The organism is Mycobacterium helveticum, assembly GCF_007714205.1.
GTDB lineage: Bacteria > Actinomycetota > Actinomycetes > Mycobacteriales > Mycobacteriaceae > Mycobacterium > Mycobacterium helveticum.
Map to the genome: position 1 here is coordinate 1 of NZ_VMQU01000040.1, position 18369 is coordinate 18369.

Consider the following 18369-nt stretch of genomic DNA (forward strand, 5'->3'; position numbering starts at 1 on the left):
CCATCAGCGCGCAGCCACCATCAACCAGATCACCGAAAACAAGATCATCACAAGCCGGCTGAAAAATCAGGGTCTGACGCGGCACCTGCGCGCCGGCACAAGCGCGCCAGTCTTTCGCCCGTTGGCGGCGCGTGTTCAATCGGCGCCACGGGTACAACTTTCTATGAGGCGCATATGAGGTCGGAAATTCCGCTCCGCTGAAACCAGGACTTTCCTAAGCTCCTTACCGACCACCAACGGAAGGGGCATCGAGCCAATGACATTCCGCCATCTCGTCTCCGCAGTGGTTGCAGTTGCCGCAATCGCCGGGATCGGAGTTCCTGGCGCACCCGCAGCCCAGGCAGACCCACCGTATAGGAATTGCTCGCAGGCGCACGCGGATGGTCGTTACAACATCCCGCAAGGCGATCCGGCCTACACTCAGAAGCTTGACCGCGACAACGACGGACTTGCTTGCGAACCGTACCAGTGAGTGTTCCGTGCAGGGTGTTTGTTCTGTGAAGCATTGGACGTCCGAAGCCGCCGAATGATGCGGCAATCTGTACGAGAGATTGAATGTCGAGCGTGAGCAGAGGCTTCCCCCGTGAGCGCGCAGCATCCCGGTGGCTGTAGGGGTCGTGTGTGTCCCAGGCCTGAAGCAGTGTGCAACGCCGCAGCAGAGCCTGCATCCTGTTTACAGTTGACGCTGCAGAGATACTCTTGTCAGATTCTCGCCGCACTAAGTGTGCGGACAGGTGAACGACGATGATCACCCATGACGACCACGATCAGCCCGCGACGGCCGCAGGACCATGCGATGATGCGACCACGGTCGTGCCCGCACCTGCCCAGGCAGCCCCCGAACTTGCTTGGTCGCAGGGAGATTCCGAGACGGAGTCGCTGCACCGTCCGTGGCGTTCGGTGTGGACTCTCCGGTGTCGGGGTGGTATGTGCGGTCTTGGTTGCGGTCATCATCGACGGGCTGGGCTTTGCAGGCAAAAGCGGTGCCCCTCAGGGATCGCCCCACCCGGGGAGAATCGGGGCGACCACACCGCCTTCATCAGCTGCATTGGCCGGGCCTTCGTCGTCTCCCGGCTTGCCGTTGTCCTTCGTCCCAGGGGCGCTGGAACAACCGGTGGACGCGGCGGCGGCCGCGGCGCGACTCGCAACCTTGCCGATCAAGGGCCGCGCACCCAAAACCGGTTATCACCGTGGGCTTTTCGGCGATGCCTGGACTGACGACGTGACGGTGGCCGACGGACACAACGGCTGCGATACCCGCGACGACATCCTCTCGCGCGACCTCGCCGACATTGTCCGCAATGGCGACTGCACTGTGATCTCTGGTGTGCTGCGCGACCCGTACAGCGGCACCACGGTCGAGTTTCACCGCGGCCAGGGCACGTCATCGCTGGTGCCGATCGACCATGTGGTCGCGTTGTTGGACGCATGGCAGAAGGGTGCGCAGCAGTGGGATGCTGCCACGCTGCGCAACTTCGCCAACGACCCGATCAATTTGCAGGCCACCACCCGGTCGATGAACGAGCAGAAGGGTGCTGGCGACGCTGCAACGTGGTTGCCACCCAACAAGTCCTACCGCTGCGCGTACGTCTCTCGCATCGTCGAGGTGAAGACCGCTTATGGGCTTTGGGTGACGCAGGCCGAACACGATGCGATCGCTCGGATATTGACAAGCTGCGGGGCTCCCTCCGCGGACCCCGAGCCGCCGCCGACGGACACCGCCCCCGCATATTTCCCGCCACCTCCTGCATCGGTGCCCGATAGCGGGTTGCCCGTCTACTACCCAAATTGCAGAGCGGCAAGGGACGCCGGCGCGGCGCCGATCTATGCGGGACAGCCCGGATATCGACCCGGGCTTGACCGCGATAGCGACGGTGTGGCCTGCGAATAATCCCCGGGATGTAATCACCCAACTGGCTGACGCAACCTGTCAGGCGGGGACACTAGTCCCCAAATAAGAGAGCCGGTGCCGGCGGGTATCAGGACGGCAAGGCCGCCCTCACCGTTCCTTGAGTGCGGCGATGAATGGGAAGAAAGTGGTGGTCCCAATGCGTTGTGGCGTGCCGTCCGGTTGTGACTTCATCGACCACGCGGTCTTGTGCGGCGTCGATGTCCCGCACGCCGTGGGGCTATGTTCTCTGTATGACAATGGCGGACAGCCGGATGGCGGCGGCGCACAGCAGCAGGTTGAAGTGCGGATGATCGAGTTCACCCTCACCCGGACCTCGACGGCGCCGATCGAGACAGTGTTCGACGCCCTGACCGACCACCGCGGGATCGCGGACTACATGTGGGCAATCCGGCGCAGCACGCTCGATCGCGAGGGCACCCCTGCACCCAACGGTGTCGGCGCGATCAGACGTCTGGTGGCGATCGGACCCCCATTCGTCGAGGAGATCATCGACTACGAGCGACCCACCCGCTACGCGTACAGGATGCTCTCGGGCGCGCCCACCCGGGATCACGTCGGCACGGTCCAGCTGCGTGAGACAGAAACGGGGACCGAGGTCAGCTGGCATCTCCGGTCGACGCTGAAGATCCCCGGTGTCGACCGGCTGATGTATCCGGTGTTCAAGAAGGTCATCGACGAGCTCCTCAAAGGCGGCATCGCCGCCGCCGAACGCCGCACCTGAACATTCCCACTGGATCCCAGCGCCCCTATCGGTCGCCGTACTGCGGGCAGTAGGCGTCCACGGCGTCCCAGACGGCCCGCGTCGCCTCCTGCGGCGTCAGCTGCGGACTTTTGCGCAGCGTCCCCCTGATGTAGTCGTCGACGCTGCCGCCACCGGCCAGGTCGCTGCAGAGTTGCCCGGCCTGAGCGTCGGCCCGCGCGGGATTCCGCAACCACATCCCGTCGTCGCCGCGCAGTGCATCGGCGAATCTTCCTTCCGCGGCGGGTGGGAACGGCTGGACCGGCGGTGCCGCCCGGACCCGCGGCGCCGGTCGCACCGGTGGCGGGGATGCCTTGGGCGGCGGCGCCTGGGGTGGCGCCGCTTTCGGTGCGGGTGCCGCTGCGGGCGGCGGCAGCACCTCGACGGGCGGCCTGATGCTGAAGTGCTCCCCGTGCGGTGCGGTCAGCGCCAGCGTCGCCGCGACGGACACCGCCGCGACAGCCACCGCCGCAATCACGGCGGTGACGAGCCGGCCGTCGGCGAGCCTGCGCAGCAGGGACCACCTGCCGTGTCGCCACGCCTCCTCGGGCTCGTCACCCCACGCGTACACCACTGACGCCGGTGCGGGGGCGATCGCCCGGGTGGGTTCCACGACCTCGGCGGTGTCGTCGTCGGTTCATGCTCCGATTGTGCGCGCGGGGTGCGACACGGTGCGTGTCGCCGCTGGCGGGCCCCGGCGCAACGCGTTAGGCTCGACCGAATTAGAGAACGAGTCTGTCTACAAAAGGGGAAGCTGATGAGCGACCGGCCCCACATGGATTTCGAGGCGCTCTACGGCCAGTCCGAACCCAGCCGCGTCCCGTGGGACATCGGCGGGCCGCAGCCCGTGGTCCAGCAGTTGGTGGCCTTCGGCGGACTGCGCGGTCAGGTGCTCGACCCGGGCACCGGTCCGGGCTATCACGCCATTCACTTCGCGTCGAAGGGCTACTCGACCACCGGGGTCGACGGGTCGGCGTCGGCGATCGAGCAGGCCGGGCGCAGGGCCGCGGCCGCCGGGGTCGCGGTCGACTTCCAGGTCGCCGACGCCACGGTGCTGGACGGCTTCGAGGGCCGCTTCGACACGGTCGTCGACAGCGCCTTCTATCACGTCTTCCTCGACGACGAGGAGACCCAGACCCGCTACGTGCAGGCCCTGCGCCGGGCCACCAGGCCCGGGGCGCGGCTGTTCATGTTCGAATTCGGTCGTCACAACGTCAACGGCATCCAGTGGGACGGACTGCCGGCCGACAACTTCGAGCGGGTGCTCGACGCGGGGCGGTGGCGTCTCGACCACCTCGGCACCTCCACGTATGTGGCGCGGTTCGGGCCCGAAACCCTCACGCGCATGGAGAACGTGGGGTCCGACCCGGCCTGGGAGCAGCGGATGAAACCGCTGCAGGACCAACTCGCCGTCATCGGGCCGCTGCTGCACGACCACCGGGTGCACATGCCCATCTGGGTGGTCGCGGCGACGCGCCTCGACTAGCGCGGGCTACCGCGCGGCCAGGCGGTAGACGCGGGCGGCGTTGCCGCGCGCGATCAGATCGACCACCCGCAGCGCGTCGCCCTCGCTCCAGTCGCCGGCGTCGACGAAGCCGCGCAGCACCCGATGAATGCCGTTGCGCCACAACCGTGTCCCCAGGAAATGCAACTCCGCCGGACCGAACCCGTCCGAGGAGTACAGGATCTTGCGGAAGGGCGCCATCTCCAGCAGTCGGGCGATGAACGCCGGCCCGCGCGCCCCCAGATGGTTGATGCTCAGGCCGCCGTCGAGATAGACGTTGTTGAACGCCTGCGCCAGATAGCCGGCCTCCCGCTCGTAGGGGTAGCAGTGCAGCAGCACGATCGGGGTGTCGCCGGAACGTCGCAGAAAGTCAAGCAGCAGCAGCGGATTGGCCTTGTACAGGTCGCAGTCCCGGTCGCCGAAGCCGACGTGCAATTGCAGGGGCAGGCCCAGCCGCAGCCCCTGATGCAGGCCGAAGCGCAGCAGCACGCGATCGCGTAACCGGACCCCGCCCCGGTCGCGCCAGCGGCTCGCCGCGCGGGCGACCTCCGCGGCCGACGGCTCGGTCAGGTCGCCGTCGAACCCGCCCCGATACGCCAGGACCGACTTGGTACCGACTGCCGACGCCGCGCGCCGGTGCAGGATCTCCCCGAACGTTGCCGCGTAGTCGCCGGGGGCCTGCGCGGCCTGCTCGGCCACTTCCTCGAGGCGGACGATCTCGTGGGCGCGGTTGCCCGACAACGCTTCCAGCTCCGCGACGCCGGCGACGTCGCTGCCGACCCCGGTGTCCACCAGCCAGTCGCCCACCCCCGCCGACGACAGGAACAGCCGGGCCAGTTCGATCTCGCTGTGGCGGCTGCGACGCTCCCAATAGTCTTCTGCCGCGGCATGTCCGGGCAGGCCGAGGACGGGTGCGCAGTGGGCGCGCACCGCGAAGCCCAGTTGCGAGTCGAACCCCGAGTCGAACTCGGCGAGCGGCTCGGTGTTGGCCTCGTTGAGCGCATTCTCGAACCGTGCCCGGTCCCCCGCCGCCAACCAGCACCCGTGGACGTGCTGATCGATCAGCGTCACGCCTTCGATGTGCCGCGCCAGCTCGGTCACAGGCTCCAGGCCATCCGGAACTTGTCCGCGAGTTGCTCGGGGCCGAGGTCGCCGTAACGCTCGTGCTCCAGGCGGCGCACCGCGACGACCGCGTCCACCGCGGCGTCGCCCAAAACCCGCCGCAGCAGCGCCGAATCGTCCAGTGCGCCAATCACCTCCGCCTGGTCGGTGGGCAGCGCCGCGATGCCGTCGCGGTCGCGGTCGGAGTCCGACAGCGTCGCCGGGTCGACAGTGGCCTGGGGCGGCAACGCGGCCTGGTTGTTGATGCCGTCGAGCGCCAGGCCCAGGATCGCCGCGGACGCCAGGTAGGGGTTCGCCGACGGGTCGACGACCTTCACCTCGGCGTTGCCCCCGTACGGCGTACCGGGGCCTCCCCTGACGAATCGCACTGCGGCCTCCCGGTTCTCGGTGCCCCAGCACGCGTAGGCGCCGGCCCAGTTGCCGGGCCGCATCCGCAGGCCGGACACGATCGACCCGCACAGCACGCCCTGCGCCTCGCGCAGTCCGTGCACCACGCCCGCCACCGCGCTCTCCCCCGCCGGCGTCATCCCCTCGGCGCCGGTGCCGTCGGAGAACAGCGGCCCCTCCGGCATGCTGAGCGAAAAATGTTGGTGGGCACCCGATCCGACGCTGTCCGCAAAGGGGGTCGGTGACAGGCTGATGCGCAGCCCGTGGCGGCGGGCCGCGCGTCCGATGATGAGCCGCGTCAGCACCAGCTGGTCGGCGGCGGCCACCGGGGGATGCGGCGCCAGCGAGATCTCGAACTGGTTGGCCCCGTACTCGGCGTGGAATTGCTCGATCGCGATGCCGGCGGCGGTGGCCGAGGAGTTGACGTCGCGAACGAACGCCTCGTGCTCGAGGACGCCGGCCAGGCCGTACTGCGCCCACAACGCCGACGGCAGCCTCCCCCCGGCGGGATCGACCAGCAGGAACTCGATCTCGTGGCCGATCAGGGCCTCGATGCCGGCCTCGGTGAGTGCGGCCTCGATCCTGCCGAGCGTGCCGCGGCCGCAGGCGGGCACGGGGGTGCCGTCCTGCTCGTAGAAGGCGGCGGGCGCCCAGGCCAGCCCCGCGCCGACGATGCGCAGCGCCGACAGGTCGATGCGCAGGCGCTGATCGCCGATGACGCCGATGTGGTCGGTGAAGGCGATGCCGGTCTGGTCGATCGCGAAGGCGTGCCACGAGGGGCTGGCGCCCAGGCCGGGGTCGGCGAAGGTGTTGGTCCGCCGGATGGGCACCGTCTTGGCCAGGGTGAGTCCCGCGGGGTTGACGACGGTGCCGATGACGGTGTCGACGCCTTCGGCTTCGAGTTGGGCGATCGCGGCGGCGGCAAGGGGTGTGCCGGTCATGGCAGTCATCTTCCCAGCCTTGAGAGCCCGATCAGGTTTGGCGGTCCAGCAACTCGCCCGCGAACCGGTCGATGAACTGGTCGGCGGGCGCACCGCCCGCCGACCGGATGACGAATTTCGACAATCCCGCGGCGATGTAGGCGTCGAGCTGGCGGTGCAGCCGGTCCCAGTCGGCGGCGATCAGCTCGCCGGGATCGAGGTCCGGACGGCGGCGCCGCGCCACCGCGACCATCGCCGGGGACAACTCACCGTCGCCGACCGCCAGGGAGATGCCGAAGTGGTCCGGTTCGATTCGCCGCCCGGCCCGCGCCGCTGCCGCTTCGATCGCGTCACGCCCGGCCCGCGCCTCGGCCGGGGTCAGGAAGCTGCCCAGCCAGCCGTCGGCCAGCGTGCCGATGCGCCGGAACGCGGCCGGCGCCGAGCCGCCCAGCCAGATGTCCAGCGGGGGCGACGGCCGCGGCGCGACCGCAGTGGCGCTCACGGTGAAATAGTCACCGGCGTAGCCGGCCGAGCCGTCGACCAGCGCGGAGCGCAGCACCCGCAGCGACTCGTCGAACACCGCCGCCCGTTTCCCCTCGGGAACCACGAACACCTCGCGTTCGGCCGGTATGGCCGGACGCAGGCCGAAGACGGGCAGGACCCGACCCGGCGCGACGGCCGCCAGGGAGGCCAGCTGCTTGGCGACGAGCACCGGATGCCGCCCGGGGAGAACGGCCACCGACGTGCCGACCTTCAGCCGGCACGTCCGGGCCAGCGCGTAGGCCATCCCGACCATCGGGTCCACCGCCGGGGAGTACACCAACTCGGAGAACCACAGCGAGTCCACCCCGCCGCGCTCCAGGTGGTCGACGATGCCGGCGAGCTCGTCGGGCGCGGTGTTCGCGCCCAGCCCGACGCCGAATCGGATCTTCACCGGCGGCCCCCCTCGATGTCGGGATCTGTGCCCGCGAGACATAAACGACTGCGACGCGCCACGGCGTGTCGTCGCAGCCGGTCATGTGTCGCGACGGGTGCGGCGACCCGATGCCGGCGGCTACGCGCGGCTGGGCAGCGTCAGCTGGCAGGCCTGGCCGATGTCCAGTGTCCGCAGCACGCGTCCCATGCCGACCCACAGTGCGCACGAGATGGCCAGGTCGGCCAGCAACTCGTCGGAGAAGTGCTCGGCGCAGCGGCTCCAGAACTCCTCGTCGTCGCGCAGCGCCGTGTGCTCGGTGGCGAACCGGTGCGCGAACTCGGCCGCCAGCCGCTCCTGCTCGCTGTAGCCGGGCCACGTGCGCCATTCCAGCGCGTGGTCATACAGGTCTTCGTCGACGCCGGACGCCGGGCCGTCGGCGTCGCGGGTGTTGACGCAGACGACGCACTCGTTGCTGTGGGCGATCACCGCGCGCGCCAGTTCGCGGGTCCGCAAAGGCAGCCGGTTCTTGGTGTAGACCGCCTGGCTGAAGCCGCCCAGGGCGCCGCCGAGGTCAGGAGATTTGGTAAACCAGCCGGCTATGTCGTCGTCGGCGAAGGTTCCGATTCGGCTCATGGCAGGATCGTACGCTCGCGGTGACTATTTCTGGAACACGTTCTCGTGCCGGCCGGCGCGGCCTCGGGGCGCCCCGGAGCTGTGCTTAACCGCCCGCTTGTTGCGAGCCCGGCGGGCGGGACACGCATTGCGCCAGGTACAGCTCCTCGCCGAGCTTGTTCATCAACTCGAGTTGCGTCTCGAGATAGTCCACGTGCAGTTCCTCGTCGGCCACGATCTGCTCGAAGAGGTTGGCGGTGGTGGTGTCCTGCTTCTCCCGGCACATGATGATGCCCGGCTTGAGGCGGTCGAGCACCTCGTGTTCGATCGCCAGGTCGGCCTCGAACTGCTCGCGCAGCGTCTGGCCGATGCGCAGCGAGAAGAGGCGCTGATAGTTGGGCAGGCCGTCGAGCAGCAGGATGCGGTCGGTGATCGCCTCCGCGTGCCGCATCTCGTCGAACGATTCCTCGCGGGTGTGTTTGGCCACCTCCGTCAAGCCCCAGTTGTCCTGCATCTTGGAATGCAGGAAGTACTGGTTGATGGCGGTGAGCTCGCTGGTCAGCTGCTCGTTGAGCAGGCGCAAAACGTCCGGATCACCTTGCACGGTCACTCCTTGGGGTGTGAAAGCCGACATGTTCTGACCGGGGCACGGAAGGCTGGGCTGTGGCCCCCCGATGCCGCCTGTAGTCGCACTTTGCCATGCCGCGGAGCAATCTTCCAGAAAGGTATGGCTGCGCTCAGTGCGTGGCGGCGGTGGCCGGGAGTGACCCAGCTAACACCCGGCTGAGGTTAGACTCCACTCATCGACTTAGGTTAGACTCCACTAATATGCGACCCATTCGCCCGGCGTCTCCACTCCGGCTCCCGATGACGCGGGACGCCGTGGGCCAGGCCGGATCGCGGTCGCCCGGTCCCGTGTTCGAACCCGTTCCCCAAGGGGACTTCGCCGGCGTGCGGAGGGTGTGCTGATGTACGTATGCCTGTGTGTCGGGGCCACCACCCACACCGTGTCCGAGTGCGTCGCGCGCGGGGCGTCGACGTCCAAAGAGGTTGCCGCCGCGTGCGGCGCCGGTGCGGACTGCGGGCGTTGCAGGCGCACGCTGCGGGCGATCATCGCCGCGTCGGCCGATCGGGAAGCCGGCCGGGAAGCCGAACTGCAGCCCGCCGCATCGCACTAGCGGCCCTTGTTGAAGTCCGCCAGCGCCGCGGCGTTGGCCTGCGCCCCCATCAGCTCGGCGAAGTGGGCGTTCTCCCGCGCGCGGGCCGCCGCGATCTCGGGGCGCACCGGCTCGACCATCGTGTGCTTGACGGCCATCAGGCTCGAAATCGGCCGGGACGACAGGATTTCGGCGTGCCGGCGCGCCTCGGGCAGCAGCTGCTCCGGCTCGCACACCCGCCACGCCAGGCCCATCCGCAGCGCGTCCGCGGCGTCGACCCATTCCGAGGACATCAACAGCCAGGCGGCGTTCTGCCTGCCGACCAGCTGCGGCAGCAGATAGGACGACGCCGCCTCGGGCGCCACACCCAGGCTGGTGAACGGGCACTTCAGCCGGGCGCTCGACGACATGAACACCAGATCGGCATAGCCCAGGATCGTGGCGCCGATTCCCACCCCGACCCCGTTGACGGCACAGATCAGGGGCTTGGGGAACGCGCTGAGCGCATCGATCAGCCCGATGAAGCCGTGCTTGCCCGGGGCGAAGTCCGGGTCGGTGATGCGGGCCTGCATCTCGGCGAGATCCGTGCCGGCGGAAAAGCCGCGGCCCGTGCCGGTCAGCAGGACGACCGCGACATCGGGATCGTCGGCGGCGGCCAGCAGCGCCTCGGCCGTGGCGTCGTAGAGCGCCTCGTTGAAGGCGTTGAGCGCCTCGGGCCGGTTGAGGGTGAGCGTCCGCACCCGGCTGTGGTCGTCGATCCGCAGGATCACCGCTGCAGCCTAACGTCTGGCTGTTCAGGCGTTGCCGTAGACGCGGGTCGGCGCGATCAGCACCACGGCGCGGCGCTCCGCGGCCATCACGCGGTCGTATTCGTCCCAGTCGTCGTGGGTGCCGCCGGCGGCGGTGAACACCTCGCGCAGCAGCAGCCGCAACCGATCGGCGTCGGCCGGCCAGGGCGCGGCGTCGTCCGGGCCGGCCAGCTCCGCGCGCCCCTCGACCGTCGCCCACCGCCATCCGTTGCGGAACGTGACCGCCAGCTGCGGCCGCGCCCGCAGGTTGGCGAGCTTGACCTTGCCGTACGTGGTGAAGCCCAGCGAGGGTGCACCGGTGGCCGGGTGGGGCAACTGGCCGACGTTGACCAGCGACGCCTGGACCGTGGCGTCGGCGCGGACGGTGGACACCACCGCCAGACCGCTCTGCTCGGCCGCCAGCGCCACGGCGTCACGCAGTGTCGTCATGGGGGTTCCTCACTCCTTGAACGGTGTGGTGAAGACGTAGCGGCTGGTCGGCACCGTGTCGATGTTCTCGTTGGCGCCGAATGCGCCGGTGCTGGCGACCATCCGGCCCAGCCGTTGCTGTAGCTCGTCGTCGTCCGCGGCGCCGAAGAACGCCCGCAGGTCGGTGATCGCCTCGGTGGGGAACAGCTCTTCGACCACGGCCTCGAGTTCCGGGGCGTCCGCGGTGAGGGCGCGCACCACCCAGTTCTGGGTGTAGCCGAACGTCGACTGGGTCTCGATGGCCACCGACGTGTGGTCGCCCTGCCAACGGTCCAGCCAGGTCGCCTTGTCCAGGTGCGCGGGCCGGCGCAGCAACGCGATGTTGGCCAGTCCCGTTGTGCGAGAACCTGGTTCGGTAGGCGGTGCGGAAAGCGGCACCGACTCGGTCACCAGGTAGGCGGCGAGCCGGTCGCATTCGCGGCCGAGCAGGCGCAGCGCCGCCCGGATCTGTTCGCCGTAGCACTGCTGGGTCCACAGGCTCACCACCGCGGCCACCGGCGGGTCCAGCGTCGTCAGGGTCATCAGCGAGTGGCGCACCGCGCCGTCGCGGACGTTGACGGCCAGCCCCGCCACGCCGAGCCCCAACAACTCGTCGGCGACCGGGCCCCGCTGGCGCGCGCACCAGGCGTCGTCGGGGTCGGGGCGCATCAGTACGGCGATTACCTTCTCCATACGCAGAACCTACAGTCGCCGCCCTATCCGGTGGGCTCCCCTTTGACGAGGCGCACCCGGTGTTCGGCGCCGATCAGCCCGCCGATGATCCCGGCCAGCCGCCGGTAGGACTCGTGGCGTCGGCTGGAGGCACGGAACACCAGGCCGATCCGCCGGCCCGGGCGGGGCATGGCGAACTCGGCGAGCCCCAGCCGGCTTCTCGCCGCCTCGACCGGGACGGCCGTCCGCGGGATCAGGGTCACGCCCAGACCGCCGGTCGCGCACTGCACCGCGGTCGACAGCGACGCCGCCCGGGTGTTGGCCAGCTCGGGCCGCACACCCGCCATGCGGCAGACGTCCAGCGCCTGGTCGCGCAGGCAGTGGCCCTCGTCGAGCAACAGCAGCGGCAGCTGCGCCAGCGCGGTCGTCGGGACCCGTCGCCGGCCCGACAGCGGATGCCCGGGGGGCAGCGCGAGCACGAAGTCTTCGTCGTAGATCGGGATCGCGGTGATTCCGGCGGCATCGGCGGGCAACGCGATCAGCGCCGCGTCCAGCGCGCCTTCGCGCAGGGCCGCCAGCAGCCGCTCGGTCTGGTCCTCGATCACCCGCAAGGTCAGGTCGGGAAGCTGCTCGGCGACCCCGGCCAGCACCGTCGGCAGCACGTAGGGCGCCACCGTCGGGATCAGCCCCAGCCGCAGGCTGGCCTGCAAGGGGTCGGCGGTGCCCGCCGCGGCGGCGGTGAACGCGTCCATCGCATGCACCACGGACTGGGCGTGCGGGAGGAGCTGCGCGCCCTCCGGGGTCAAGAAGACGCGCCGGGTCGACCGCTCGATCAGCTGGGTACCCAGGCCGTTCTCCAGGGCCGCCAGCGCCTGCGACAGTGTCGACTGACTCACGCCCAGGGCGGGTGCTGCGCTGCTGAAGTGCCGCTTCTCGGCCACCGCGACGAATGCGCGCAGCCCCGCGATCGTCGGCTGATAATTCTTATCGGGCATACTTATCAGTATAGTGTGAAAAATCACCTTTACTTCACAGTGCCGTGAGGGCAACATGGAAGGCACAAGCCCCCCAATCCCATTGCGAAACCAAGTTAGAGGAGCGATATGTCATTGCTGACGATCGGCGACCAGTTCCCCACCTACCAGCTGACCGCGCTGATCCCCGGTGACCTCTCGAAGGTCGACGCCAACGACCCCGGCGACTACTTCACCACCATCACCAGCGAAGACCACCCCGGCAAATGGCGCGTGGTCTTCTTCTGGCCGAAGGACTTCACCTTCGTGTGCCCCACCGAGATCGCGGCGTTCGGCAAGCTGAACGACGAGTTCGCGGACCGCGACGCCCAGGTGCTCGGGGTGTCGATCGACAGCGAGTTCGTGCACTTCAACTGGCGCGCGCAGCACGAGGACCTCAAGACGCTGCCCTTCCCGATGCTCTCGGACATCAAGCGGGAGCTGTGCCTGGCGACCGGGGTGCTCAACGCCGACGGGGTGGCCGACCGGGTGACCTTCCTCGTCGACCCCAACAACGAGATCCAGTTCGTCTCCGCCACCGCGGGATCCGTGGGCCGCAACGTCGAGGAGGTGCTGCGGGTCCTGGACGCGCTGCAGTCCGACGAGCTGTGCGCCTGCAACTGGCGCAAGGGCGACCCGACGCTCAACGCCGCCGAGCTGCTCAAGGCGTCTGCCTGATCGCGGCCGCAATTCCGGCCGGACCAGCCTGGTTAGGAGGCGACAGTGAGCGTTGAAAACCTCAAGAACGCGCTGCCCGAGTACGCCAAGGATCTCAAGCTCAACCTCGGCTCGATCGCGCGCAGCACGGAGCTCAACGAGGAACAGCTGTGGGGCACCCTGCTGGCCAGCGCCGCCGCGACCCGGAATACCCAGGTACTGGCCGAGATCGGGGTCGAAGCGGCCGACGTGCTGTCCGCCGAGGCGTACAGTGCGGCACTCGGGGCGGCCTCGATCATGGGCATGAACAACGTGTTCTACCGGGGCCGGGGCTTCCTCGAGGGCAAGTACGACGATCTGCGCGCGGGATTGCGGATGAACATCATCGCCAATCCCGGCGTGGAGAAGGCGAACTTCGAGCTGTGGTGCTTCGCGGTCTCGACGATCAACGGATGCCCGGATTGCGTTGCCTCCCACGAGCACACGCTGCGCGAGGCGGGGATGAGCCGAGAGGCCGTCCAGGAGGCGTTGAAAGTCGCCGCGATCGTGTCCGGTGTGGCGCAGGCGATCATCGCCGCCGAGACGCTGGCCGGTGTCGGCTGATCGTGGTCTCGTGACGGGACCCGCCTGGGTGGGCCACGCGATCTGGTGGCAGGTGTACCCGCTGGGTTTCGTCGGCGCGTACCCCGAGTCGGCGGAGCCCACGCCGGCGGGGCCGCCGCAGCCGGATCAACACCGGTTGCGGCGGCTCGTCGGCTGGTTCGACCACGCCATCGAACTGGGGGCGTCGGGGATTGCGCTGGGCCCGATCTTCGCCTCGCGCACCCACGGGTACGACACCACCGACCACTTCCGCATCGATCCCCGCCTCGGCGACGACGCCGACTTCGACCACCTCGTCACCGTGGCGCGACGCCGCGGTCTGCGGGTGCTGCTCGACGGCGTGTTCAACCACGTCGGGGTGGACTTCGCGAGGTATCGCGAGGCGCCGCACAACGACGCCGCCGCGCGCTGGTTTCGCGGGCGCCCCGGCCGTTTCCACACTTTCGAGGGCCACTCGGGGCTCATCACCCTCAACCACGACAACCCCGAGGTCGTCGACTACACCGCCGACGTGATGGCTCACTGGCTGGGCCGGGGTGCGGACGGCTGGCGGATCGATGCGGCATACGCCGTGCCGCAACACTTCTGGGCTGCTACGTTGCCGCGCGTGCGCGAACGGTTCCCGGATGCCTGGTTCGTCGGGGAGCTCATCCACGGCGACTACGCCGCGGCGGTCGCGGAGGCCGGGTTCGACTCGGCCACCCAGTACGAGCTGTGGAAGGCGATCTGGAGCGGCCTCAACGACGGCAACTTCTTCGAGCTGGACTGGGCGCTGCAGCGGCACAACGAGTTCCTGGGCCGCTTCGCCCCGCTGACGTTCGTCGGCAACCACGACGTCACGCGCATCGCCAGCCGGCTCGAGCGTCGCGAACATCTGGCCCATGCGCTGGTTGTCCTGCTCACCGTCGGGGGTGTGCCCAGCGTGTACGCCGGCGACGAGTTCGGGCTGCGCGGCGTCAAGGAGGAGCGGTTCGGCGGTGACGACGCGGTTCGTCCCGAGTTCGGTACTCCCCCAATGCCGTTGGATGCCTTCGGCGCCGAGGTGTGGGCATTGCATCAATTCCTGATCGGCTTGCGCCGCCGCCACCCGTGGCTGCACGCGGCGGCGACGACCGCGCTGCGGCTGTCCAACCTGCACTACGTCTACGAAACGCGCAGCGGCGAGCACGCTTTGGTGGTCGCGCTCAACCTCGACGACGAGCCGCTGCTCCTGGCGGTGGACGAACTGGGTGGCGGGCGTGCGCGCGTCGAGGCGGGCTCGTCGGCGCCGCCGCAGGAAATCGTCGACGAGGTGGTGGTCGAGCCGCACGGGTGGCGGATCCTGAGCTTCGCCTAGCCGGATCCCAGCCGTTCCAGCGTCAACCGATCACGCCGGCCGTCGTAGTACTTGTCGAGCAGCGCGACGAAATCAGCGTCGTGGTCGGTGGCGGCGGTGAACAGCGTCATCGACGAACACAGCTTGAGGTCGTCGGGCGAACCGAAGATCTCGGCGGCCGAACGGCCCTGCACCTGGTTGACCAATCGCGTGCACTCCCGCAGCCGCGCCCCGAGCACGCTGTGCCGTAAGTAGGCGCGCGCCTCCCCCAGCGAGGAGATCCCGTAGCGATCCGCCATCTCGCTGCTACCCAGGCCGCGCAGTTGCGGGAAGACGAACCACATCCAGTGAGTGCGTTTGCGTCCGCCGCGCAACTCCTCGACGACGGCGCGGTAGACCGGGGTCTGCGCCCGCAGGAAGCGTTTCAGGTCGTAGGGGTCGGGTGCTGATTCCATGGCCGCCGCACTGCCCCGTCAGTCGACCGAACGCCCGAGAAAGGCCATCAGCCGCGCGGTCGGCGTCGCGTCCGGCGGCACGGGCTGGGCCGGCCCGAAGCCGCCCGGCCGCCGCAGCGCCGCCTCCGGCACCGACTCCACCACCTCGCGGCACAGCGTCAGCAGGTCGTCGGGCAGCTCGATGCGCCGGCCCTGCGACCGGTGCACGTCCCAGCTGTGCAGAGCCAGGTCCGACACGGGATAGACCAGCGCCCGGTGCAGCGGAACCTCGCCCTGCGGCGAGGGCCGCGGCGCGTCCCAGTCGGCGTGCGGCAAGGCGGCGCGCATCCGGGCCGCCAGCTCACACAGCCGCGCCGCCGGGTCGTCGCACACCCAGTCGGCCGGCTCCGAGGGGACGCGACTGACTTCCCCGCCCTCGAGGTGGGCGACGATCTTCGCCGCGCTCCCGGTGGCGTGGCCGGCCAGTTCCCGCAGGCTCCAGCCGGCCATGTTGGACGGCCGGTCCCAGCTTTCCGGCGGGGTCTGCTGCACTGCCGCGTTGAACAGGTCGATCGCCTCGCCGGCCAGCGTGCCGATCCGAGTGGTCGCAGCATTCATGACGCGCATCGTAGTCGCGGCCGTTCGAGGGCGTCGGGCGTGACGTCCGGGCGCCGGCTGCACACTGGTAGGCATGGCAGTCAAGCGACGGGTGCCCAGGGTCCGCGACCTGGCGCCGCTGATCAGGTTCAAGCGACCGGAGCTCGACCGCACCAAGCGCCGCCTCGACGCCGCCTACACCATCGAAGACCTGCGTCGCATCGCCGAACGCCGCACCCCCAGGGCGGCGTTCGACTACACCGACGGCGCCGCAGAGGATGAGCTGTCGATCCGGCGCGCGCGACAAGCGTTCCGCGACATCGAGTTTCACCCGACCATCCTGCGCGACGTCAGCAACGTGACGGCCGGCTGGGATGTCCTGGGCCAGCCGGTGGCCCTGCCGTTCGGGATCGCCCCGACGGGGTTCACCCGGTTGATGCACACCGAAGGCGAGATCGCCGGCGCGCGGGCGGCGGCGGAGGCCGGGATCCCGTTTTCGCTGTCCACCCTGGGCACCTGCGCGATCGAAGACCTGGTGGCCGCTGCGCCGGGGGGCCGCAAGTGGTTTCAGCTCTACATGTGGCGCGACCGCGACCGCTCGATGGCGCTGGTGCAGCGCGCGGCCGACGCCGGTTTCGACACGCTGCTGGTCACGGTCGACGTCCCGGCCGCGGGCGCACGGCTGCGCGACAACCGCAACGGGATGACGATCCCGCCGACCCTGACGCTGCGGACCGTGCTCGACGCGGTGCCGCACCCGAAGTGGTGGTTCGACCTGTTGACCACCGAGCCGCTGGCGTTCGCGTCGCTGGATCGCTGGCCGGGCACCGTCGGTGAGTACCTGAACACGATGTTCGACCCCAGCCTCACCTTCGACGACCTGGATTGGATCAAGGCCCGGTGGCCCGGCAAGCTCGTCGTCAAGGGGATCCAGACGCTCGACGACGCCCGCGCCGTGGTCGAGCGCGGCGTCGACGGCATGGTGTTGTCCAATCACGGTGGCCGCCAGCTGGATCGCGCGCCGGTGCCCTTTCACCTGCTGCCCGCGGTGGCGCGCGAGTTCGGCACGCAGACCGAGATCCTGGTGGACACCGGCATCATGGCCGGCGCCGACATCGTGGCGGCGATCGCGCTGGGGGCGCGGTGCACCCTCGTCGGGCGGGCCTACCTCTACGGCCTGATGGCCGGCGGCGAGGCTGGCGTGGCCCGCACGATACAAATCCTGGCAGAAGGGGTGCTCCGCACGATGCGGCTGCTCGGTGTCACCTGCCTCGAGGAGCTTTCTCCCCGGCACGTGACGCAACTGCGACGGCTGGGCCCCGTCGGGCCGCCGACGTGAACCCGGGCTACCGCAGGCGCGCGACCTGTTCGGTGCGGTTGCGCACGAGGTCGTTGTAGGCCTCCCCCGGCCCGACGTGTTCCCACACCGCGGGCGGGTAGTGAGTGACGTACATGGTGCGCCGGCCGCCGGCGCCGGTCGGCCGCGGCGAGGCGTGCATGAGGTCCTGCACGTGGACGGTGACATCACCGGGGGCGGTGTCGATGCTCACGACCGGCACCCCTTCCGGCCGTTGTTCCCAGCGGTGGTGAACGGCCTGGCCGTGGCTGCCGGGAAGCACCCGCAGGTTGCCGGTCGAGGGGTCCGAGCCGGTGAGCTGAATCCCGACGCTGACCGCGGGGCACATGATCGCGTGCCCACCCATCCCGCAGTCCTGGTGCCAGGGGATGTTGGACAGGCCACTGGTGTTTCCCGGCACTTTGAGCAGCACCGCGCTGCCCTCCATCCGGTCGGGCGCGGCGCGCAGCGCGGGGTCGAGGAGGGTGCCGAGTCTGCGCACCCTCGGGTCGCCTTCGAGGGCCGCGAGGACCGGTGAGCGCAGCGTCGCGTACACCAGGCGGCACAGGACATGGCCGCCGTCCTCGCCGGTGACCCACCATGACCGGTCGTCCCCGGGGCGGGCGGCCGCGGCGAGGCGGTCGACCTCGCGGTTGGCGGCGTCCATCTCGTCGCCGGTGAAGACGCCCTTGACGTGCAGGTAGCCCATCGTGTCCAGTTGCGCGGCCAGTTCGGCGTCCTGCGCGTCCGGCGTGAACGCGGCGAACGGGTCCCGCCCCCGGAGATCGATTCGGGCCGGATCGTAGGGCGGGATGCCGGCGTGCAGGTAGCGCAGGACCGGGTCCCAGTCGGCCAGCTGCTCGAATCCGCCCCGCTCGAAGGCCAGGTCGTCGCTGAGCAACAGGTTGATGATCGTGCGGACCTGGCCGACCATGTCGTCCCACGCCGGCCGGGACAGACGCACGACGGTGTCGCCGCTGGACCGCCCGTCGTCGACGCGGATCGTCGGCCCGTCGACGGCGTACGTGACCGCGTCCTCGCCGACCAGGAACGTGATCCCGCCGGTGCGCGCCAGGTCTCTGGCCGCGGCCCCGAGGATTTCCGGGTCGAGGGGCGGCGGGACGGGATGCGACAGCCTCACGGGCCGATTATGCGACCGCAGCGGCCCCGATGGGAACAAACGAGCGGCGGGTCGGGTTGAGCGCAGCAGACTCAAT

Annotated in this window: 22 protein-coding genes; 9 read left to right on the forward strand and 13 right to left on the reverse strand. The window is 69.6% G+C overall.

Annotation, left to right across the window (positions count from 1 at the left end; genetic code table 11):
* Positions 1–256: 256 nt before the first annotated feature.
* The 3 genes from FPZ47_RS11480 to FPZ47_RS11490 all read left to right on the forward strand — a co-directional run bounded on the left by FPZ47_RS11480 (position 257) and on the right by FPZ47_RS11490 (position 2633).
* Entirely contained in the window at positions 257–472 is a 216-nt protein-coding gene (locus FPZ47_RS11480; protein WP_144951473.1) for an excalibur calcium-binding domain-containing protein, read from the forward strand.
* A 324-nt stretch (positions 473–796) separates the two neighbouring features.
* Positions 797–1891: a GmrSD restriction endonuclease domain-containing protein gene (locus FPZ47_RS11485; RefSeq protein ID WP_425461781.1), complete on the forward strand. Its 1095-nt coding sequence runs from the start codon at positions 797–799 to the stop codon at positions 1889–1891.
* A 307-nt stretch (positions 1892–2198) separates the two neighbouring features.
* Positions 2199–2633 (forward strand): SRPBCC family protein, encoded by a 435-nt coding sequence (locus FPZ47_RS11490; RefSeq protein WP_144951471.1) that lies wholly within the window; start codon positions 2199–2201, stop codon positions 2631–2633.
* Positions 2634–2658: 25 nt separating this feature from the next.
* Here FPZ47_RS11490 and FPZ47_RS11495 read toward each other — a convergent pair whose 3' ends face one another.
* Positions 2659–3264, reverse strand: a complete 606-nt coding sequence (locus FPZ47_RS11495) for a DUF732 domain-containing protein (RefSeq protein ID WP_144951469.1) — start codon at positions 3262–3264, stop codon at positions 2659–2661.
* Between the two features lie 144 nt (positions 3265–3408).
* On the opposite strand from FPZ47_RS11495, the gene FPZ47_RS11500 reads away from it, so the two are divergent.
* Complete coding sequence (locus FPZ47_RS11500; protein WP_425461780.1) at positions 3409–4137, forward strand: class I SAM-dependent methyltransferase; 729 nt, start codon at positions 3409–3411, stop codon at positions 4135–4137.
* Positions 4138–4143: 6 nt separating this feature from the next.
* On the opposite strand, the gene FPZ47_RS11505 is transcribed toward FPZ47_RS11500, so the two are convergent.
* From FPZ47_RS11505 to bfr, 5 genes are all read right to left on the reverse strand, one after another.
* On the reverse strand, positions 4144–5256 hold the full coding sequence (locus tag FPZ47_RS11505) for an amidohydrolase family protein (RefSeq protein WP_425461779.1): 1113 nt from the start codon (positions 5254–5256) through the stop codon (positions 4144–4146).
* Positions 5253–6605 carry a type I glutamate--ammonia ligase gene (locus FPZ47_RS11510; protein WP_144951466.1) on the reverse strand — a complete coding sequence of 451 codons (1353 nt, stop codon included), beginning with the start codon at positions 6603–6605 and terminating at the stop codon, positions 5253–5255. Before FPZ47_RS11510 ends, FPZ47_RS11505 begins: the two co-directional genes overlap by 4 nt.
* A gap of 31 nt (positions 6606–6636) precedes the next feature.
* Positions 6637–7518 carry a TIGR03854 family LLM class F420-dependent oxidoreductase gene (locus tag FPZ47_RS11515; RefSeq protein ID WP_144951464.1) on the reverse strand — a complete coding sequence of 294 codons (882 nt, stop codon included), beginning with the start codon at positions 7516–7518 and terminating at the stop codon, positions 6637–6639.
* A 120-nt stretch (positions 7519–7638) separates the two neighbouring features.
* Positions 7639–8133, reverse strand: a complete 495-nt coding sequence (locus tag FPZ47_RS11520) for a carboxymuconolactone decarboxylase family protein (protein WP_144951462.1) — start codon at positions 8131–8133, stop codon at positions 7639–7641.
* An 85-nt stretch (positions 8134–8218) separates the two neighbouring features.
* Positions 8219–8716, reverse strand: coding sequence for a bacterioferritin (bfr, locus tag FPZ47_RS11525; protein ID WP_144951460.1), 498 nt, complete (start codon positions 8714–8716; stop codon positions 8219–8221).
* 364 nt (positions 8717–9080) lie between these two features.
* On the opposite strand from bfr, the gene FPZ47_RS11530 reads away from it, so the two are divergent.
* Positions 9081–9290 carry a (2Fe-2S)-binding protein gene (locus FPZ47_RS11530; protein WP_144951458.1) on the forward strand — a complete coding sequence of 70 codons (210 nt, stop codon included), beginning with the start codon at positions 9081–9083 and terminating at the stop codon, positions 9288–9290.
* Here FPZ47_RS11530 and FPZ47_RS11535 read toward each other — a convergent pair.
* Genes FPZ47_RS11535 through FPZ47_RS11550 form a run of 4 tightly spaced genes read right to left on the reverse strand, consistent with a single transcriptional unit; the run spans position 9287 to position 12192 of the window.
* The gene (locus tag FPZ47_RS11535; RefSeq protein WP_144951456.1) at positions 9287–10039 is read right to left on the reverse strand and encodes an enoyl-CoA hydratase/isomerase family protein; all 753 of its coding nucleotides are present in this window, start codon (positions 10037–10039) and stop codon (positions 9287–9289) included. The genes FPZ47_RS11530 and FPZ47_RS11535 overlap by 4 nt on opposite strands.
* A gap of 24 nt (positions 10040–10063) precedes the next feature.
* Positions 10064–10507, reverse strand: a complete 444-nt coding sequence (locus FPZ47_RS11540) for a TIGR03618 family F420-dependent PPOX class oxidoreductase (protein ID WP_144951454.1) — start codon at positions 10505–10507, stop codon at positions 10064–10066.
* A 9-nt stretch (positions 10508–10516) separates the two neighbouring features.
* Positions 10517–11218, reverse strand: coding sequence for an EthD domain-containing protein (locus FPZ47_RS11545; RefSeq protein ID WP_144951452.1), 702 nt, complete (start codon positions 11216–11218; stop codon positions 10517–10519).
* A 23-nt stretch (positions 11219–11241) separates the two neighbouring features.
* Entirely contained in the window at positions 11242–12192 is a 951-nt protein-coding gene (locus FPZ47_RS11550; RefSeq protein ID WP_144951450.1) for a hydrogen peroxide-inducible genes activator, read from the reverse strand.
* A gap of 108 nt (positions 12193–12300) precedes the next feature.
* Between FPZ47_RS11550 and FPZ47_RS11555 the strand changes: the two genes are divergently transcribed.
* The 3 genes from FPZ47_RS11555 to FPZ47_RS11565 are packed head-to-tail and all read left to right on the forward strand — an operon-like array spanning position 12301 to position 14806.
* Positions 12301–12888, forward strand: a complete 588-nt coding sequence (locus FPZ47_RS11555; protein WP_144951448.1) for a peroxiredoxin — start codon at positions 12301–12303, stop codon at positions 12886–12888.
* A 45-nt stretch (positions 12889–12933) separates the two neighbouring features.
* Positions 12934–13470 (forward strand): alkyl hydroperoxide reductase, encoded by a 537-nt coding sequence (locus FPZ47_RS11560; protein ID WP_144951446.1) that lies wholly within the window; start codon positions 12934–12936, stop codon positions 13468–13470.
* A gap of 10 nt (positions 13471–13480) precedes the next feature.
* Complete coding sequence (locus tag FPZ47_RS11565; RefSeq protein WP_144951444.1) at positions 13481–14806, forward strand: alpha-amylase family protein; 1326 nt, start codon at positions 13481–13483, stop codon at positions 14804–14806.
* Here FPZ47_RS11565 and FPZ47_RS11570 read toward each other — a convergent pair.
* Complete coding sequence (locus tag FPZ47_RS11570) at positions 14803–15240, reverse strand: DUF1810 domain-containing protein (RefSeq protein WP_144951442.1); 438 nt, start codon at positions 15238–15240, stop codon at positions 14803–14805. The two genes, FPZ47_RS11565 and FPZ47_RS11570, sit on opposite strands and share 4 nt — an antisense overlap.
* An 18-nt stretch (positions 15241–15258) precedes the next feature.
* The gene (locus tag FPZ47_RS11575) at positions 15259–15837 is read right to left on the reverse strand and encodes a TIGR03086 family metal-binding protein (protein ID WP_144951440.1); all 579 of its coding nucleotides are present in this window, start codon (positions 15835–15837) and stop codon (positions 15259–15261) included.
* Between the two features lie 73 nt (positions 15838–15910).
* Between FPZ47_RS11575 and FPZ47_RS11580 the strand changes: the two genes are divergently transcribed.
* The gene (locus FPZ47_RS11580) at positions 15911–17155 is read left to right on the forward strand and encodes an alpha-hydroxy acid oxidase (protein ID WP_144951439.1); all 1245 of its coding nucleotides are present in this window, start codon (positions 15911–15913) and stop codon (positions 17153–17155) included.
* 7 nt (positions 17156–17162) lie between these two features.
* Here the strand turns inward: FPZ47_RS11580 and FPZ47_RS11585 are convergent, their stop codons facing one another.
* On the reverse strand, positions 17163–18293 hold the full coding sequence (locus FPZ47_RS11585; protein ID WP_144951437.1) for a phytanoyl-CoA dioxygenase family protein: 1131 nt from the start codon (positions 18291–18293) through the stop codon (positions 17163–17165).
* Positions 18294–18369 lie beyond the last annotated feature (76 nt).

Excerpts from the sequence above, each read along its gene's own strand:
- FPZ47_RS11480 (WP_144951473.1), top strand. The coding sequence starts at position 257 with ATGACATTCCGCCATCTCGTCTCCGCAGTGGTTGCAGTTGCCGCAATC.
- FPZ47_RS11485 (WP_425461781.1), top strand. The coding sequence starts at position 797 with ATGATGCGACCACGGTCGTGCCCGCACCTGCCCAGGCAGCCCCCGAAC.
- FPZ47_RS11490 (WP_144951471.1), top strand. The coding sequence starts at position 2,199 with ATGATCGAGTTCACCCTCACCCGGACCTCGACGGCGCCGATCGAGACA.
- FPZ47_RS11500 (WP_425461780.1), top strand. The coding sequence starts at position 3,409 with ATGAGCGACCGGCCCCACATGGATTTCGAGGCGCTCTACGGCCAGTCC.
- FPZ47_RS11510 (WP_144951466.1), bottom strand. The coding sequence starts at position 6,605 with ATGACCGGCACACCCCTTGCCGCCGCCGCGATCGCCCAACTCGAAGCC.
- FPZ47_RS11520 (WP_144951462.1), bottom strand. The coding sequence starts at position 8,133 with ATGAGCCGAATCGGAACCTTCGCCGACGACGACATAGCCGGCTGGTTT.
- FPZ47_RS11530 (WP_144951458.1), top strand. The coding sequence starts at position 9,081 with ATGTACGTATGCCTGTGTGTCGGGGCCACCACCCACACCGTGTCCGAG.
- FPZ47_RS11540 (WP_144951454.1), bottom strand. The coding sequence starts at position 10,507 with ATGACGACACTGCGTGACGCCGTGGCGCTGGCGGCCGAGCAGAGCGGT.
- FPZ47_RS11545 (WP_144951452.1), bottom strand. The coding sequence starts at position 11,218 with ATGGAGAAGGTAATCGCCGTACTGATGCGCCCCGACCCCGACGACGCC.
- FPZ47_RS11550 (WP_144951450.1), bottom strand. The coding sequence starts at position 12,192 with ATGCCCGATAAGAATTATCAGCCGACGATCGCGGGGCTGCGCGCATTC.
- FPZ47_RS11555 (WP_144951448.1), top strand. The coding sequence starts at position 12,301 with ATGTCATTGCTGACGATCGGCGACCAGTTCCCCACCTACCAGCTGACC.
- FPZ47_RS11570 (WP_144951442.1), bottom strand. The coding sequence starts at position 15,240 with ATGGAATCAGCACCCGACCCCTACGACCTGAAACGCTTCCTGCGGGCG.
- FPZ47_RS11575 (WP_144951440.1), bottom strand. The coding sequence starts at position 15,837 with ATGAATGCTGCGACCACTCGGATCGGCACGCTGGCCGGCGAGGCGATC.
- FPZ47_RS11580 (WP_144951439.1), top strand. The coding sequence starts at position 15,911 with ATGGCAGTCAAGCGACGGGTGCCCAGGGTCCGCGACCTGGCGCCGCTG.